Below are 15678 nucleotides of genomic sequence, written 5' to 3'. Positions count from 1 at the left end.
GCTATGGAAGACGGTCTGCGCTTCGCTATTCGCGAAGGTGGTCGTACCGTTGGTGCAGGCGTGGTTGCTAAGATCATCGCTTGATTGAAAAGGTTTTAGGCCAGTAGCTCAATTGGTAGAGTATCGGTCTCCAAAACCGAGGGTTGGGGGTTCGAGACCCTCCTGGCCTGCCAAATAAGACTAACCGGCGAATTTCGCCGGTTAGTCTTTTGTCGCATATGCACTGAGAGAATCGAATGGAAATGCAAGACAAGATCAAACTGGTGCTGGCGGGGCTATTGGTAGCTTCCGGTGTGGCTGGTTTCTATTTCGTTCCCGAAACGCAGGGCTTGTTGCGGGCGCTAGTATTTATCGCCGGTCTGGCCTTGGCCGCCGGTGTGGTGTGGGTTTCTACGCCAGGCAAAGAGTTTGTCGCTTACGCGCATGACTCGGTTGCAGAGGCTAAAAAGGTAGTCTGGCCTACGCGCAAGGAATCGACGCAAATGACGGGCATGGTTTTCGTCTTTGTATTGGTGCTGGCGTTGTTCATGTGGTTGGTTGATTCGTCTCTGACCTGGTTTTTCTACGATATCATTCTGAAACGGGGCTAATCATGGCGAAACGTTGGTATGTAGTTCACGCTTACTCCGGCTTCGAGAAGAGCGTGCAAAAAGCATTGCGTGAGCGGATCGACCGTTCGGATATCGCTGATCTGTTTGGTCAGGTGCTGGTGCCGGTAGAAGAAGTTGTCGACATGAAAAACGGTCGCCGCTCGATTACCGAGCGCAAATTCTTCCCGGGTTATGTGCTGGTCGAGATGGAAATGACCGACGACAGCTGGCACATGGTCAAGAGTACGCCTAAGGTGACCGGTTTTATTGGTGGTACGGCTAATCGCCCTGCGCCGATTTCGGTCAAGGAAGTCGAGTCCATCATGCAGCAGATGCAAGAAGGGGTCGAAAAGCCTAGGCCTAAGGTTCTGTTTGAAGTGGGTGAGCGTGTTCGCGTGGTTGATGGCCCGTTCAACGACTTTAACGGTACGGTGGACGAAGTGAACTACGAGCGCAATAAATTGCGCGTGTCGGTGCAGATCTTCGGTCGTGATACGCCGGTCGAGCTGGATTTTGGCCAAGTGGAAAAGCTCTGATTTTTCATTTGGTTGTTTGAGGGGGTTCGTGTATAATCACGCGCTCTCGTTGGGGAGCGGGCTTGTTGCCTGCGTCATACCCGTTTAGGAGTTTATTGTGGCAAAAAAGATTATCGGCTTTATTAAGCTGCAAGTGCCCGCTGGCAAAGCAAACCCATCGCCGCCAATCGGCCCGGCGCTCGGTCAGCGTGGTCTGAACATCATGGAATTCTGCAAGGCGTTTAACGCTCAGACCCAGGGCATGGAGCCAGGTCTGCCGATTCCAGTTGTGATCACCGCTTTTGCGGACAAGTCTTTCACCTTCGTGATGAAGACGCCTCCGGCATCCATCCTGCTGAAGAAGGCCGTTGGCCTGAAGAGCGGTTCCTCCAAGCCAAATACCGACAAGGTAGGCAAGGTGACCCGCGCTCAGCTGGAAGAAATTGCCAAGACCAAGCAGCCTGACCTGACGGCAGGTGACTTGGATGCCGCCGTGCGTACCATCGCAGGTTCCGCCCGTTCCATGGGTCTGATTGTGGAGGGTGTGTAACATGGCCAAGATTTCCAAGCGTCTGAAAGCCCTCAAGGGTGGTGTAGACCGCAATGCGCTGTACGCTGTTGACCAGGCTATCGCCATGGTTAAAGGCGCCGCAACTGCCAAATTCGACGAGTCGATGGACGTTGCCGTAAACCTCGGCGTTGATCCACGTAAATCCGACCAGGTTGTTCGTGGTTCGGTTGTGCTGCCACGTGGTACCGGTAAGTCGGTTCGCGTTGCTGTCTTCGCTCAGGGTGCCAATGCTGAAGCTGCCAAGGCAGCGGGTGCAGAAGTTGTCGGTTTTGAAGATCTGGCTGAGCAGGTTAAGGCCGGCAATCTGGACTTCGACATCGTGATCGCTTCCCCTGATGCTATGCGTATCGTTGGTCAGCTGGGTCAGATCCTCGGCCCGCGTGGTCTGATGCCTAACCCTAAGGTTGGCACCGTGACCCCTAACGTTGCTGAAGCAGTTAAGAATGCTAAAGCTGGTCAGGTTCAGTACCGTACCGACAAGTCGGGTATCATTCACGCCACTATCGGCCGTGCTTCTTTTGAAGAAGCTGCGCTGCGTGAAAACCTGGCTGCACTGGTTGATGCTCTGCAGAAGGCCAAGCCTGCTGCATCCAAGGGTGTTTACCTGAAGAAAATTGCCGTATCCAGCACGATGGGCGTTGGCGTTCGCGTCGATGTTGCATCGCTCAGCGCCTGATTCTAGGTGGCTGAATCAGGCGGGCCGCAAGGCTCGCCTGTGCAGGGCTTTGGGCTGGCAGGATTCGTCCTTGCCAGATTGTCAAAGACCGTAGGTGCCGCAAGGCTTAATCGCTGGTAACAGCACCCTACGCAGATGGTGTATCCGTAAGTAGGCTTCAAACTGAGGCCCATGTAGCTCAGGGGTAGAGCACTCCCTTGGTAAGGGAGAGGTCGGCGGTTCAATTCCGCCCATGGGCACCATTCTATGATGTCTCCTGAATAGGTCGCCGCTGCAAAGCGAGGTGGGTAACCATCTCATTTCAGTTTAGGAGGTAGACCTTGAGTCTCAATCTTGAAGATAAAAAAGCGGTCGTAGCCGAAGTATCCGCCCAACTGGTGGAAGCACAGACGCTCGTTATCGCCGAATATCGGGGTATTGAGGTTGGTAGCATGACCAAGCTGCGCGCTCAGGCGCGTGAGCAAGGCGTTTTCCTGCGCGTTCTGAAGAACACGCTGGTACGTCGCGCTGTAGCTGATACCGCATTTGCCGGTCTGGCTGACCAAATGGTCGGTCCTCTGGTTTACGGTATTTCTGCAGACCCGGTAGCTGCCGCTAAAGTACTGCATCAGTTCGCTAAGGCTGACGACAAGATCGTCGTTAAAGCAGGTTCCTACGATGGTAAGGTGCTGGACGCCGCTCAGGTTGCTGAGCTGGCTTCGATCCCAAGCCGCGAAGAACTGCTGTCGAAGCTGCTCTACGTCATGAAGGCTCCAGTGTCCGGCTTCGCCCGTGGCTTGGCCGCACTGGCAGAGCAGAAGCAAGCCGAAGCAGCTTAACCAAATTTGATTTAAATAGATTTCAGGAGATTTTCACATGGCTATTACCAAAGAAGAAATTCTTGACGCAGTTGCTGGTCTGACCGTTATGGAACTGAACGACCTGGTTAAGGCGTTCGAAGAGAAGTTCGGCGTTTCCGCTGCTGCTGTTGCTGTAGCTGGCCCAGCTGCCGCTGCTGCTGTTGAAGAAAAGACCGAGTTCGACGTTGTTCTGACCGCCGCTGGCGACCAGAAAGTTAACGTGATCAAGGTTGTTCGTGCACTGACCGGTCTGGGCCTGAAAGAAGCCAAAGACATGGTTGACGGCGCTCCTAAGACCGTTAAAGAAGGCGTGTCCAAGGCTGAAGCTGAAGACGTGCTGAAGCAGCTGACCGAAGCTGGCGCTAAGGCAGAAATCAAGTAATCTTCCTACTGGAAGATTGACGGGGCTGGCGGAGAAATCCGCCAGCCTTATTGCGCTTGTGGTGGAAAGTGCCTAGTCACTAAAAGCCAGCATCCCGAGCGTGGCTGTTGACTTTTGGTTACTTGCGCCACCACACCTCGATGGAGACTCTATGAGTTATTCGTTTACTGAGAAGAAGCGGATTCGTAAAAGCTTTGCGAAACGTGCCAGTGTTCTCGACGTCCCCTTCCTGTTGGCGACCCAGATCGATTCGTACACCGATTTTCTGCAATTGGGTGTGCCATTGGATCAGCGCAAGGATGCGGGTCTGCAAGCGGCTTTCAAATCGATTTTCCCTATCCATAGCCACAACGGATATGCGTATCTCGATTTCGTCCATTATGTGCTGGGCGAGCCGCCGTTTGACGTTCAGGAATGCCAGTTGCGCGGCATTACCTATGCTGCGCCTTTGCGTGCCCGTATCCGCCTGACGATTCTGGATAAAGAGTCGTCCAAGCCGGTCATCAAGGAAGTGCGCGAGAATGAAGTGTACATGGGCGAGATTCCGCTCATGACCACGAATGGTTCCTTTATTATCAACGGAACCGAGCGCGTTATCGTTTCTCAGTTGCACCGCTCTCCAGGGGTGTTTTTCGAACACGACAGGGGTAAGACCCACTCGTCCGGCAAGCTCTTGTTCTCGGCTCGCGTGATTCCTTACCGCGGCTCGTGGCTGGACTTCGAGTTCGATCCTAAAGACCATCTGTTCTTCCGTATCGACCGCCGCCGTAAAATGCCGGTCAGCATCCTGCTCAAGGCGCTGGGTTACAGCGACGAGCAGATCCTGTCCGAGTTCTACAGCTTTGACACCTTCTATCTGACCGAAGATGGTGTGCGCATGAAGGTCGTGGCCGAGCGCTTGAAGGGCGAGCTGGCCAAGTCCGACATCATCGCGGCTGACGGCAAGCTGATCGTTGCCAAAGACAAGCGCATTACCGCCAAGACGGTGCGCGACCTGCAGGCGGCCGGCATTGACAGCATCGAAGTGCCATTCGATACCCTGTTCGGCAAAATCATGGCCAAGAGCGCGGTCAATCCGGATACCGGTGAGATCCTGGCGCGTGCCAATGAAGAAATTACCGAAGAGCTGGTGGCCAAGCTGGATATTCACGGCGTGCCGGAAATCCAGGTGCTGTACACCAATGATCTGGACCAAGGCGCGTACATTTCGCAGACCCTGCGTAGTGATGACACCGACAGCCAGCTGCAGGCGCGTGTTGCCATTTACCGCATGATGCGTCCGGGCGAGCCGCCAACCGAAGATGCGGTTGAAGCGCTGTTCCAGCGTCTGTTCTTCAATGAAGACACCTACGATCTGTCGCGCGTAGGCCGGATGAAGTTCAATACCCGTACCTACGACTACAAGTTCGACGAGAAGTCGCCTGAGTGGTTCAAGTCTCTGGTGGGCGAGAAGTTTGCTGCCTTCAAAGACTCGACTTCCGGCATCCTGTCGACCGAAGACATCGTATCGGTGATTGCCATCCTGACCGAGCTGCGCAATGGTCGCGGCGATGTCGACGATATCGATCACTTGGGTAACCGTCGCGTGCGTTCGGTAGGCGAATTGGCCGAGAACCAGTTCCGCGCCGGTCTGGTGCGTGTCGAGCGTGCTGTCAAGGAACGTCTGAACCAGGCTGAATCCGACAACCTGATGCCGCATGACCTGATCAATGCCAAGCCCGTCTCGGCCGCGATCAAGGAATTCTTCGGCTCCAGCCAGCTGTCGCAGTTTATGGACCAGACCAACCCGCTGGCCGAAATTACCCACAAGCGCCGTGTGTCGGCACTGGGTCCTGGCGGTCTGACGCGTGAGCGCGCCGGCTTTGAAGTTCGAGACGTGCATCCGACCCACTATGGTCGTGTTTGCCCGATCGAAACGCCGGAAGGTCCGAACATTGGTCTGATCAACTCCTTGTCGGTGTATGCCCGCACCAACGAGTATGGCTTCCTCGAGACGCCATATCGTCGCGTGATTGACGGCAAGGTGACGATGCAGATCGATTACCTGTCGGCGATCGAAGAAGGCCGCTATGTCATTGCCCAGGCTAACGCCACGCTGGATGACGAAGGCAATCTGATCGACGAGATGGTGACTTGCCGTGAAACCGGCGAAACCATTCTGGCAACACCGGACCGCGTCGAATACATGGACGTGGCAACGGGTCAGGTGGTATCGGTTGCGGCTTCGCTGATTCCGTTCCTCGAGCATGACGATGCCAACCGTGCCTTGATGGGTGCGAACATGCAACGTCAGGCTGTGCCTTGCCTGCGTCCGGAAAAGCCGTTTGTCGGCACCGGCATCGAGCGTGCCGTGGCGATCGACTCGGGCACTTCGGTGATCTCGCGTCGTGGCGGTGTCGTTGACTATGTCGATGCGACCCGTGTCGTTGTACGCGTGAATGACGAAGAAGCAACGGCCGGTGAAGTCGGTGTAGATATCTACAACCTGACCAAATTTACCCGTTCCAACCAGAACACCAATATCAACCAGCGTCCGCTGGTGAGTGTGGGCGATGTGATTGCCCGTGGTGATGTGGTGGCTGACGGTGCATCGACCGACCTTGGCGAACTGGCGCTGGGTCAGAACATGACCATCGCCTTTATGCCGTGGAACGGTTACAACTTCGAAGACTCGATTTTGATCAACGAGCGCGTAGTGGCTGATGACCGCTATACCTCGATTCATATCGAAGAGCTGTCGGTTGTGGCGCGTGACACCAAGCTGGGGCCGGAAGAAATCACCCGTGATATTCCTAACCTGTCCGAGCGTATGGCGGGCCGTCTGGATGAAGCCGGTATCGTTTACATCGGTGCAGAAGTCGAAGCAGGTGATGTGCTGGTCGGCAAAGTAACGCCTAAGGGCGAAACCCAGCTGACGCCGGAAGAAAAGCTGCTGCGCGCCATCTTTGGCGAGAAGGCTTCCGATGTTAAGGACACCAGTTTGCGCGTACCTACCGGCATGGTCGGTACCGTGATTGATGTTCAGGTCTTTACCCGTGAAGGTATCGACCGCGACAAGCGTGCCCAGTCGATTATTGATGCCGAGTTGAAGCGTTATCGCCTCGACCTGAATGACCAGCTGCGTATTTTTGCCGATGACGCATTCAGCCGTATCGAACGTCTGGTGGTTGGCAAAGAAGCTAATGGCGGTCCTAAGCGTCTGGCCAAGGGCACGGTGGTCAGCGCCGAGTATCTGGCTGACCTGCCATCCAAGCACGAGTGGTTCGATATCCGCATGGCGGATGAAGAAGTGGCCAAGCAGCTCGAGCTGATCAAGGAAAGCCTGTCCCTCAAGCGTGAAGAGTTCGACCTCAAGTTCGAAGACAAGAAGCGCAAGCTGACCCAGGGTGACGAGTTGCAGCCTGGTGTGCAGAAGATGGTCAAGGTGTATATCGCCGTGAAGCGTCGTCTGCAGTCGGGTGACAAGATGGCCGGTCGTCACGGTAACAAGGGTGTGGTTTCGCGCATTCTGCCGGTTGAAGACATGCCGTACATGGCCGATGGCCGCTCGGTAGACATCGTGTTGAATCCGCTGGGCGTGCCTTCGCGTATGAACATCGGTCAGATTCTTGAAGTTCATCTGGGTTGGGCTGGTAAGGGTATCGGCGAGCGTTTCAACCGCATGCTGAAAGAACAGCGTTCGGCGGATGAGCTGCGTGCCTATCTGGAGCAGGTGTACAACAGCACCGGCAAGCAGGAAGACATCGCAGGTCTGTCTGATGTGGAAGTGCGCAGCCTGGCTGAGCATCTGCGCCGTGGTATGCCTTTCGCTACGCCAGTGTTTGACGGCGCCAAAGAGTCCGAAATCCGCCAGATGCTGGATCTTGCCTACCCGAGTGATGACGAGCACACCAAGCTGCTCGACTTCAACGAGTCCAAGACCCAGATGACGCTGTTTGACGGCCGCTCCGGCGAAGCCTTCGACCGCAAAGTGACCGTTGGCGTGATGCACTATCTGAAGCTGCACCACCTGGTAGACGACAAGATGCACGCGCGCTCGACCGGTCCTTACTCGCTGGTGACCCAGCAGCCGCTGGGTGGTAAGGCTCAATTCGGTGGCCAGCGCTTCGGTGAGATGGAAGTGTGGGCACTGGAAGCGTATGGCGCGGCTTATACGCTGCAAGAAATGTTGACTGTGAAGTCCGATGACGTGAATGGCCGTACCAAAGTGTACGAAAACATCGTCAAGGGCGAACATAAGATCGAAGCTGGTATGCCGGAATCCTTCAATGTGCTGGTGAAGGAAATCCGTTCGCTCGGCCTCGACATCGATCTGGAACGTTATTGATAGGTAGACGGCGCGGGCATTAGGCCCGCGCCAGTCACCTGAATGGAGACGCAATGAAAGCTCTGCTCGACCTCTTTAAGCAAGTCACGCAAGAAGAAGAGTTTGATGCGATTAAGATCGGCATCGCCTCCCCCGACAAGATCCGTTCCTGGTCGTACGGTGAGGTCAAGAAGCCTGAGACCATCAACTATCGCACCTTCAAACCCGAACGCGACGGCCTGTTCTGCGCGCGTATCTTCGGGCCGGTGAAGGACTATGAGTGCTTGTGCGGCAAGTACAAGCGCCTCAAGCATCGTGGCGTGATCTGCGAAAAATGCGGCGTTGAAGTGACGTTGTCCAAGGTGCGCCGCGAGCGCATGGGTCATATCGACCTGGCTTCGCCAGTTGCGCATATCTGGTTCCTGAAGTCGCTGCCGTCGCGCCTGGGTATGGTGCTCGACATGACGCTGCGCGACATCGAGCGCGTACTGTACTTCGAAGCATTTGTCGTGACCGATCCGGGCATGACGCCGCTGCAAGACCGTCAGCTGCTGACCGAGGAAGATTACCTCGACAAGCAGGATGAATATGGTGACGAATTCGTTGCCCTGATGGGTGCGGAAGCGGTGCGCGAGCTGCTGAAAAAGCTCGACCTGTCGACCGAAGTGGAAACGCTGCGCCGCGAACTGGAAGCCACCAGCTCTGACACCAAGATCAAGAAGATCGCCAAGCGCCTGAAGGTGCTGGAGGCGTTTCAGCGTTCCGGTATGAAGCCGGAATGGATGATTCTGGAAGTGCTGCCGGTGTTGCCGCCGGAGCTGCGTCCACTGGTGCCGCTGGATGGCGGCCGTTTCGCTACGTCCGATCTGAACGATCTGTATCGTCGCGTGATCAACCGTAACAACCGCTTGAAGCGCCTGCTGGAGCTGCGTGCGCCGGACATTATTGTCCGCAACGAAAAACGCATGCTGCAAGAGTCGGTTGACTCGTTGCTGGATAACGGTCGTCGCGGCAAGGCCATGACCGGCGCCAACAAGCGTCCGCTCAAGTCGCTGGCCGACATGATCAAGGGTAAAGGCGGTCGTTTCCGTCAGAACCTGCTGGGTAAGCGTGTGGACTACTCCGGTCGTTCCGTGATTACCGTGGGCCCGACCCTGCGTCTGCATCAGTGCGGTCTGCCGAAAAAGATGGCGCTCGAGCTGTTCAAGCCTTTCATTTTCCACAAGCTGGAGGTGATGGGGCTGGCCTCGACCATCAAGGCAGCCAAGAAGCTGGTCGAGCAGGAAGTGCCGGAAGTATGGGACATCCTCGAAGACGTGATCCGCGAACACCCGGTCATGCTCAACCGTGCGCCAACGCTGCACCGTCTGGGTATTCAGGCGTTCGAGCCGGTGCTGATCGAAGGCAAGGCCATCCAGCTGCATCCGCTGGTCTGCGCGGCATTTAACGCCGACTTCGACGGTGACCAGATGGCCGTACACGTGCCGCTGAGCCTGGAAGCGCAGATGGAAGCCCGCACGCTGATGCTGGCAACCAATAACGTGCTGTCGCCAGCCAACGGCGAACCTATCATCGTGCCGTCGCAGGATATCGTGTTGGGTCTGTACTACATGACCCGCGACAAGGTAAACGGCCGCAATGACGGCATGAAGTTTGCCGACGTATCCGAAGTGCAGCGCGCTTACGGTACCCGTCAGGTTGAACTGGGGACGCGCATCACCGTGCGTTTGAAAGAGTGGGAAAAAGACGAGCAGGGCGAGTTCCAGCCGGTGATGAAGCGTTACGAAACCACGGTTGGTCGCGCCATTCTGTCGGAAATCCTGCCTAAGGGTCTGGGCTTCGAACACGTCAACAAGGCGTTGAAGAAGAAAGAAATTTCCAAGCTGATCAATGCGTCGTTCCGTCGTTGCGGCATCCGCGATACGGTTATTTTTGCCGACCAGCTGATGTACACCGGTTTTGCCTATTCGACCCGCGGCGGTATTTCGATCTGCGTGGACGATATGGAAATCCCGGCCAAGAAGACCGAACTGCTGGCCGAGGCCAACAAGGAAGTTAAGGAAATTGAAGCGCAATACCGTCAGGGTCTGGTGACCAATGGCGAGCGCTACAACAAGGTGGTGGATATCTGGGGCCGTACCGGCGATAAGATTGCCAAAGCGATGATGGATAACCTGTCCAAGCAGAAGGTGCTGGACAAGCACGGCAATGAAGTCGATCAGGAATCGTTCAACTCGATTTACATGATGGCCGACTCCGGTGCCCGAGGCTCCGCTGCACAGATTAAGCAGCTGGCTGGTATGCGAGGCCTGATGGCCAAGCCAGATGGCTCGATTATCGAAACGCCGATTACCGCGAACTTCCGCGAAGGTCTGACGGTTCTGCAGTACTTTATCTCGACCCACGGTGCCCGTAAGGGTCTGGCGGATACGGCACTGAAGACAGCTAACTCCGGTTACCTGACCCGTCGTCTGGTCGATGTGACGCAGGACTTGGTGGTGATCGAGGACGATTGCGGCACGACTAACGGCTTCGTAATGAAGTCGGTGGTGCAGGGCGGTGACGTGATCGAGGCGCTGGGTGATCGTATTCTGGGTCGTGTTACCGCGATTGACGTGGTAGATCCGTCCAGCAATGCGACCGTGGTTGAAGCCGGTACCCTGATCGATGAAGCGATGGTCGAGCTGATCGACAGCTACGGCATCGACGAGGTGAAGGTGCGTACTGCCATTACCTGCGATACGCGCTATGGTCTGTGTGCCCAGTGTTATGGTCGCGATCTGGCGCGCGGTAAGCGGGTGAATGCCGGTGAAGCCGTGGGTGTGATTGCTGCCCAGTCGATTGGTGAGCCGGGTACCCAGCTGACCATGCGTACCTTCCACATTGGTGGTGCCGCTTCGCGAAATGCAGCTGCCAGCCAGGTTGAAGGTAAGTCGAACGGTACGTTGCGCTTCTCCAGCCAGATGCGTTATGTGGCCAACTCCAAGGGCGAGTTGATCGTGATTACCCGCTCCGGCGAGGTCGTCATCCATGATGATGCCGGTCGTGAGCGTGAGCGTCATAAAGTGCCGTACGGTGCGACGCTGGTGGTGAAGGATGGTGATGTAATCAAGGCTGGCGCAGTGCTGGCGACTTGGGATCCGCATACCCGTCCAATCATTACCGAGTACACCGGCCGCGTGAAGTTCGAAAACGTGGAAGAAGGTACGACGGTTGCCAAGCAGGTCGATGAAGTGACCGGCCTGTCGTCTCTGGTGGTGATCGATCCTAAGCGTCGCGGTACCAGTACCTCGAAGATGCTGCGTCCATTGGTGAAACTGCTGGACGAGTTCGGTAATGAAGTGAAGCTGACCGGTTCCGATGCCTCGGTATCGATTACCTTCCAGGTTGGCGCGATTATTACCGTTCGCGATGGTCAGGAAGTCGGCAAGGGTGAAGTGCTGGCACGTATCCCTCAGGAAACGACCAAGACCCGAGACATTACCGGTGGTCTGCCGCGTGTGGCCGAACTGTTTGAAGCGCGTTCGCCTAAGATTGCCGGTACCCTGGCGGAAGTGACCGGTACGGTCTCCTTCGGCAAGGACACCAAGGGCAAGCAGCGCCTGATCATTACCGATCTGGAAGGTCTGGGTCACGAGACGCTGATTCCTAAGGATCGCCACGTGCTGGTGCATGATGGTCAGGTCGTGAACATGGGTGAAACCATTGTTGACGGCTCGGTTGATCCGCACGACATTCTGCGTCTGCAGGGTATTGAAGCGCTGGCGCGCTACATCGTGCAGGAAGTGCAGGAGGTTTACCGCCTGCAGGGTGTGAAGATTAACGATAAGCACATCGAAGTGATTATTCGCCAGATGCTGCGTCGTGTACTGATCACCGACTCAGGCGATACCGACTTCATCCAGGGTGAACAGGTTGAGCGTGCCGAGTTGCTGAAGGCGAACGACAAGATGCTGGAAGAAGGCAAGATTCCGGCGCAGTTCGATAACGTGTTGCTGGGTATTACCAAGGCATCGCTGTCGACCGACTCGTTCATCTCGGCTGCATCCTTCCAGGAAACCACGCGCGTACTGACCGAGGCTGCCATTATGGGCAAGCGCGATGATCTGCGCGGCCTGAAGGAAAACGTGATTGTGGGTCGTCTGATTCCGGCAGGTACGGGGCTGGCTTACCATCGCAACCGTCGCCGTGAAAACCTCGGTTTGAACAATGGCCCTGAACATATGTTCACCGGGCTGGTTGACGAGTCCGAGGCGCAAGCTGAAGATTAAGCCACTCGCTGTCTAGCATCTGCCTAGAAAAAAGCCGTTAATTCAATGGGTAACATTGGGTTGGCGGCTTTTCTTCATTGACGCTGGTCAGTGACTAAAATATAATCTCGCGTCCTTAGGTGGCTTGCCGCCTATTTTATTATCAACAGGGAAATTGATAGTCATGCCAACTATTAACCAACTCGTTCGCAAGGGTCGTCTGGCCGCTGTGGCGAAGAGCAAGGTTCCGGCACTTGAGGCTTGCCCGCAGAAGCGCGGCGTGTGCACTCGTGTCTATACCACCACTCCAAAGAAGCCAAACTCGGCTCTGCGTAAAGTGTGCAAGGTGCGTCTGACCAACGGTTTTGAAGTGATTTCTTACATCGGCGGTGAAGGCCACAACCTGCAGGAACACTCGGTTGTCCTGATCCGTGGCGGTCGTGTAAAAGACTTGCCAGGTGTGCGTTACCACACCGTTCGCGGCTCGCTGGATACCGCAGGCGTGAAAGATCGTAAGCAGTCCCGTTCCAAGTACGGTACTAAGCGTCCGAAGTAATCGCTTCGGCACATTAGGCAGTCCCAGAGACTGTCGAGTAAGTGATCACTCTACTGGGTGGTCATGAGCCCATGCTCAACTGAATAGAATTAAGGAATTACCATGCCAAGACGCAGAGAAGTCCCCAAGCGTGACGTGTTGCCGGATCCAAAGTTCGGTAGCCAGGATCTGTCCAAGTTTATGAACGTTGTGATGATCGACGGCAAAAAAGCTGTTGCCGAACGCATCATCTACGGCGCGCTGGCCCAGATTGAAAAGAAAACCGGCAAGAACGCTGTTGAAGTTTTCAACACCGCAATTTCCAATGCCAAGCCAATGGTGGAAGTGAAGAGCCGCCGTGTTGGTGGTGCTAACTACCAAGTCCCTGTTGAAGTTCGCCCATCCCGCCGTATGGCTTTGGCAATGCGCTGGTTGCGTGATGCTGCGCGTAAGCGTGGCGAAAAATCCATGGATCTGCGTCTTGCTGGCGAATTGATGGATGCGGCCGAAGGCCGTGGTGGCGCCATGAAGAAACGTGACGAAGTGCATCGTATGGCAGAAGCCAACAAGGCATTCTCGCACTTCCGTTTCTAATCTAACGTTCAAGAGAAGGTTATCGCCGTGGCTAGGAAAACCCCCATTGAGCGCTACCGTAATATCGGTATCTCGGCTCACATCGATGCTGGTAAGACAACGACCACCGAACGTATCCTGTTTTACACGGGTATTAACCACAAAATCGGTGAAGTTCACGATGGCGCCGCCACCATGGACTGGATGGAGCAGGAACAGGAACGTGGTATTACCATTACTTCCGCTGCGACCACCACCTACTGGAAGGGCATGAGCCTGCAGTATCCGGAGCATCATTTCAATATTATTGATACCCCGGGACACGTTGACTTCACGATTGAAGTTGAACGCTCCATGCGTGTGCTGGATGGTGCCGTGATGGTTTACTGCGCTGTGGGTGGTGTTCAGCCGCAGTCGGAAACCGTTTGGCGTCAGGCTAACAAGTACAAAGTGCCGCGCGTCGCATTCGTGAACAAGATGGACCGTCAAGGCGCCAACTTCTTCCGTGCAGTTGAGCAGGTGAAAACACGCTTGCGCGGCAACCCGGTGCCTATCGTTGTGCCTATCGGTGCAGAAGACGGCTTCCAGGGCGTGGTCGATCTGCTGAAGATGAAGGCCATCATCTGGGATGAAGCATCCCAGGGCATGAAGTTTGAATACGGCGATATCCCTGCCGATATTCAGGCTGTTGCCGAAGAGTGGCGCGAGAAGATGGTTGAAGCCGCAGCCGAAGTCAGCGAAGAGATGATGGACAAGTACTTGGGTGGCGAAGAGCTGACCGAGGAAGAAATCATCAACGGCCTGCGTCAGCGTACGCTGCGTTGCGAAATCCAGCCTATGCTGTGCGGTTCCGCGTTCAAGAACAAGGGTGTTCAGCGTATGCTGGATGCCGTGATTGAATTGCTGCCTTCGCCGCTGGATGTGCCTCCTATCGCTGGTGAAGTTGATGGTCAGCCTGCTGTCCGTCATGCGTCCGACGAAGAGAAGTTCTCCGCACTGGCATTCAAACTGATGAATGACCCGTACGTTGGCCAGCTGACCTTCTTCCGCGTGTACTCGGGTGTGGTTAACTCCGGTGATACCATCCTGAACTCGATCAAGGATCGTAAAGAGCGTATGGGCCGTATCGTCCAGATGCACGCTAACGACCGTATCGAGATCACCGAAGTTCGTGCTGGCGATATCGCTGCCGGTATCGGCCTGAAAGACGTGACCACGGGTGAAACCCTGTGTGCAGTTGATGCGCCGATCATTCTTGAGCGTATGGAGTTCCCTGAGCCGGTGATTCACGTTGCCGTCGAGCCTAAAACCAAGGCTGACCAGGAGAAGATGGGCGTTGCCCTGAACCGCCTGGCCAAGGAAGACCCATCGTTCCGCGTGCGTACCGATGAAGAATCGGGCCAGACCATTATTTCCGGTATGGGTGAACTGCACCTGGAAATTCTGGTTGACCGTATGCGTCGCGAATTCGGTGTTGAGGCCAGTGTAGGCGCGCCTCAGGTTGCTTACCGTGAAACCATCACCAAGACCGTAACCGACGTTGACGGCAAACACGTCAAGCAGTCGGGTGGTAAGGGTCAGTATGGTCACGCAGTGATCACGCTGGAGCCGTCCGGTGAGGGCAATGGCTACAAGTTCTTCGACGAGATCAAGGGTGGTACAATTCCGCGCGAATTCATCCCGTCCGTTGATAAGGGTATCCAGAATACGCTGAACAACGGTATTCTCGCCGGCTTCCCGGTCGTTGACGTGACTGTTCGTCTGACCTTCGGTTCCTACCATGACGTTGACTCCTCGCAGATCGCGTTCGAACTGGCTGGCTCCATGGCATTCAAAGAAGCCATGCGCCGTGCAAGTCCGTGCATTCTCGAGCCGATGATGGCTGTGGAAGTGGAAACGCCGGAAGACTACATGGGTGACGTGATGGGTGACTTGAGTCGCCGTCGCGGTATCGTGTTGGGTATGGATGATGATGGTCTGGGCGGTAAGAAGATCAAGGCCGAGGTTCCTCTGGCCGAGATGTTCGGTTACTCCACCGACCTGCGTTCCGCTACCCAGGGCCGTGCTACGTACTCCATGGAGTTCAAGCACTACTCCGAAGCGCCTAAGCATGTTGCTGAAGCGGTGATGAGTGCCAAGAAGTAATTCTATGCGCTAAGGCTGGCCCGCCGGGCCAGTCTGGTTTGATGTTCTTTAATGAAGGAATTTTGCAAAATGGCAAAAGAAAAGTTTGCGCGGACCAAGCCGCACGTAAACGTTGGTACCATCGGTCACGTGGACCATGGTAAGACCACCCTGACCGCAGCGATCACCACCATTCTGTCGAAGAAGTTCGGTGGCGGAGCCAAGGGTTATGCCCAGATTGACAGCGCGCCAGAAGAAAAGGCACGTGGTATTACCATTAATACCGCTCACGTTGAGTACGAGACCGAAACCCGTCA

General features: G+C 55.5%; 13 protein-coding genes and 2 tRNA genes. All 15 read left to right on the top strand.

Annotated features, from left to right (window positions below; genetic code table 11):
* Positions 1-84, top strand: an 84-nt coding sequence (locus tag GQF02_RS15560) for an EF-Tu C-terminal domain-related protein (protein ID WP_220789499.1), incomplete at its 5' end; no start/stop codon positions are given.
* Between the two features lie 13 nt (positions 85-97).
* Positions 98-173 (top strand) — tRNA-Trp (locus GQF02_RS15555).
* A 63-nt stretch (positions 174-236) separates the two neighbouring features.
* On the top strand, positions 237-590 hold the full coding sequence (gene secE / locus GQF02_RS15550) for a preprotein translocase subunit SecE (RefSeq protein ID WP_160798368.1): 354 nt from the start codon (positions 237-239) through the stop codon (positions 588-590).
* 2 nt (positions 591-592) lie between these two features.
* Positions 593-1126, top strand: coding sequence for a transcription termination/antitermination protein NusG (nusG, locus tag GQF02_RS15545; RefSeq protein ID WP_124735794.1), 534 nt, complete (start codon positions 593-595; stop codon positions 1124-1126).
* A 97-nt stretch (positions 1127-1223) separates the two neighbouring features.
* Positions 1224-1655 carry a 50S ribosomal protein L11 gene (gene rplK, locus GQF02_RS15540; protein ID WP_124735793.1) on the top strand — a complete coding sequence of 144 codons (432 nt, stop codon included), beginning with the start codon at positions 1224-1226 and terminating at the stop codon, positions 1653-1655.
* 1 nt (position 1656) lies between these two features.
* Positions 1657-2352 carry a 50S ribosomal protein L1 gene (gene rplA / locus GQF02_RS15535; RefSeq protein ID WP_124735792.1) on the top strand — a complete coding sequence of 232 codons (696 nt, stop codon included), beginning with the start codon at positions 1657-1659 and terminating at the stop codon, positions 2350-2352.
* Between the two features lie 167 nt (positions 2353-2519).
* Positions 2520-2594 (top strand) — tRNA-Thr (locus GQF02_RS15530).
* Positions 2595-2672: 78 nt separating this feature from the next.
* Positions 2673-3170: a 50S ribosomal protein L10 gene (rplJ, locus tag GQF02_RS15525; RefSeq protein WP_124735791.1), complete on the top strand. Its 498-nt coding sequence runs from the start codon at positions 2673-2675 to the stop codon at positions 3168-3170.
* Positions 3171-3207: 37 nt separating this feature from the next.
* On the top strand, positions 3208-3573 hold the full coding sequence (gene rplL / locus GQF02_RS15520) for a 50S ribosomal protein L7/L12 (RefSeq protein WP_124735790.1): 366 nt from the start codon (positions 3208-3210) through the stop codon (positions 3571-3573).
* Positions 3574-3724: 151 nt separating this feature from the next.
* Positions 3725-7900, top strand: a complete 4176-nt coding sequence (rpoB, locus tag GQF02_RS15515; RefSeq protein WP_160798366.1) for a DNA-directed RNA polymerase subunit beta — start codon at positions 3725-3727, stop codon at positions 7898-7900.
* Positions 7901-7953: 53 nt separating this feature from the next.
* Positions 7954-12150: a DNA-directed RNA polymerase subunit beta' gene (gene rpoC, locus GQF02_RS15510; RefSeq protein WP_124735788.1), complete on the top strand. Its 4197-nt coding sequence runs from the start codon at positions 7954-7956 to the stop codon at positions 12148-12150.
* Positions 12151-12313: 163 nt separating this feature from the next.
* Positions 12314-12685, top strand: coding sequence for a 30S ribosomal protein S12 (rpsL, locus tag GQF02_RS15505; RefSeq protein WP_124735787.1), 372 nt, complete (start codon positions 12314-12316; stop codon positions 12683-12685).
* Between the two features lie 102 nt (positions 12686-12787).
* Positions 12788-13258 (top strand): 30S ribosomal protein S7, encoded by a 471-nt coding sequence (gene rpsG / locus GQF02_RS15500; RefSeq protein WP_124735786.1) that lies wholly within the window; start codon positions 12788-12790, stop codon positions 13256-13258.
* 27 nt (positions 13259-13285) lie between these two features.
* Positions 13286-15382, top strand: a complete 2097-nt coding sequence (gene fusA, locus GQF02_RS15495) for an elongation factor G (RefSeq protein ID WP_124735785.1) — start codon at positions 13286-13288, stop codon at positions 15380-15382.
* 69 nt (positions 15383-15451) lie between these two features.
* Positions 15452-15678: GTP-binding protein (locus GQF02_RS15490; protein WP_235930229.1), on the top strand; the 227-nt coding region annotated here is incomplete at its 3' end.

The sequence above is a fragment of the Craterilacuibacter sinensis genome (genome assembly GCF_009831765.1).
In the GTDB taxonomy this organism is placed as follows: domain Bacteria; phylum Pseudomonadota; class Gammaproteobacteria; order Burkholderiales; family Chromobacteriaceae; genus Craterilacuibacter; species Craterilacuibacter sinensis.
Note: the sequence above shows the minus strand (reverse complement) of the source record. Positions and strands in the feature narration are given on the sequence as shown.

Coding starts and splice junctions, on each gene's coding strand:
- secE (WP_160798368.1), top strand. CDS start 237: ATGGAAATGCAAGACAAGATCAAACTGGTGCTGGCGGGGCTATTGGTA.
- nusG (WP_124735794.1), top strand. CDS start 593: ATGGCGAAACGTTGGTATGTAGTTCACGCTTACTCCGGCTTCGAGAAG.
- rplA (WP_124735792.1), top strand. CDS start 1,657: ATGGCCAAGATTTCCAAGCGTCTGAAAGCCCTCAAGGGTGGTGTAGAC.
- rplL (WP_124735790.1), top strand. CDS start 3,208: ATGGCTATTACCAAAGAAGAAATTCTTGACGCAGTTGCTGGTCTGACC.
- rpoB (WP_160798366.1), top strand. CDS start 3,725: ATGAGTTATTCGTTTACTGAGAAGAAGCGGATTCGTAAAAGCTTTGCG.
- rpoC (WP_124735788.1), top strand. CDS start 7,954: ATGAAAGCTCTGCTCGACCTCTTTAAGCAAGTCACGCAAGAAGAAGAG.
- rpsL (WP_124735787.1), top strand. CDS start 12,314: ATGCCAACTATTAACCAACTCGTTCGCAAGGGTCGTCTGGCCGCTGTG.
- rpsG (WP_124735786.1), top strand. CDS start 12,788: ATGCCAAGACGCAGAGAAGTCCCCAAGCGTGACGTGTTGCCGGATCCA.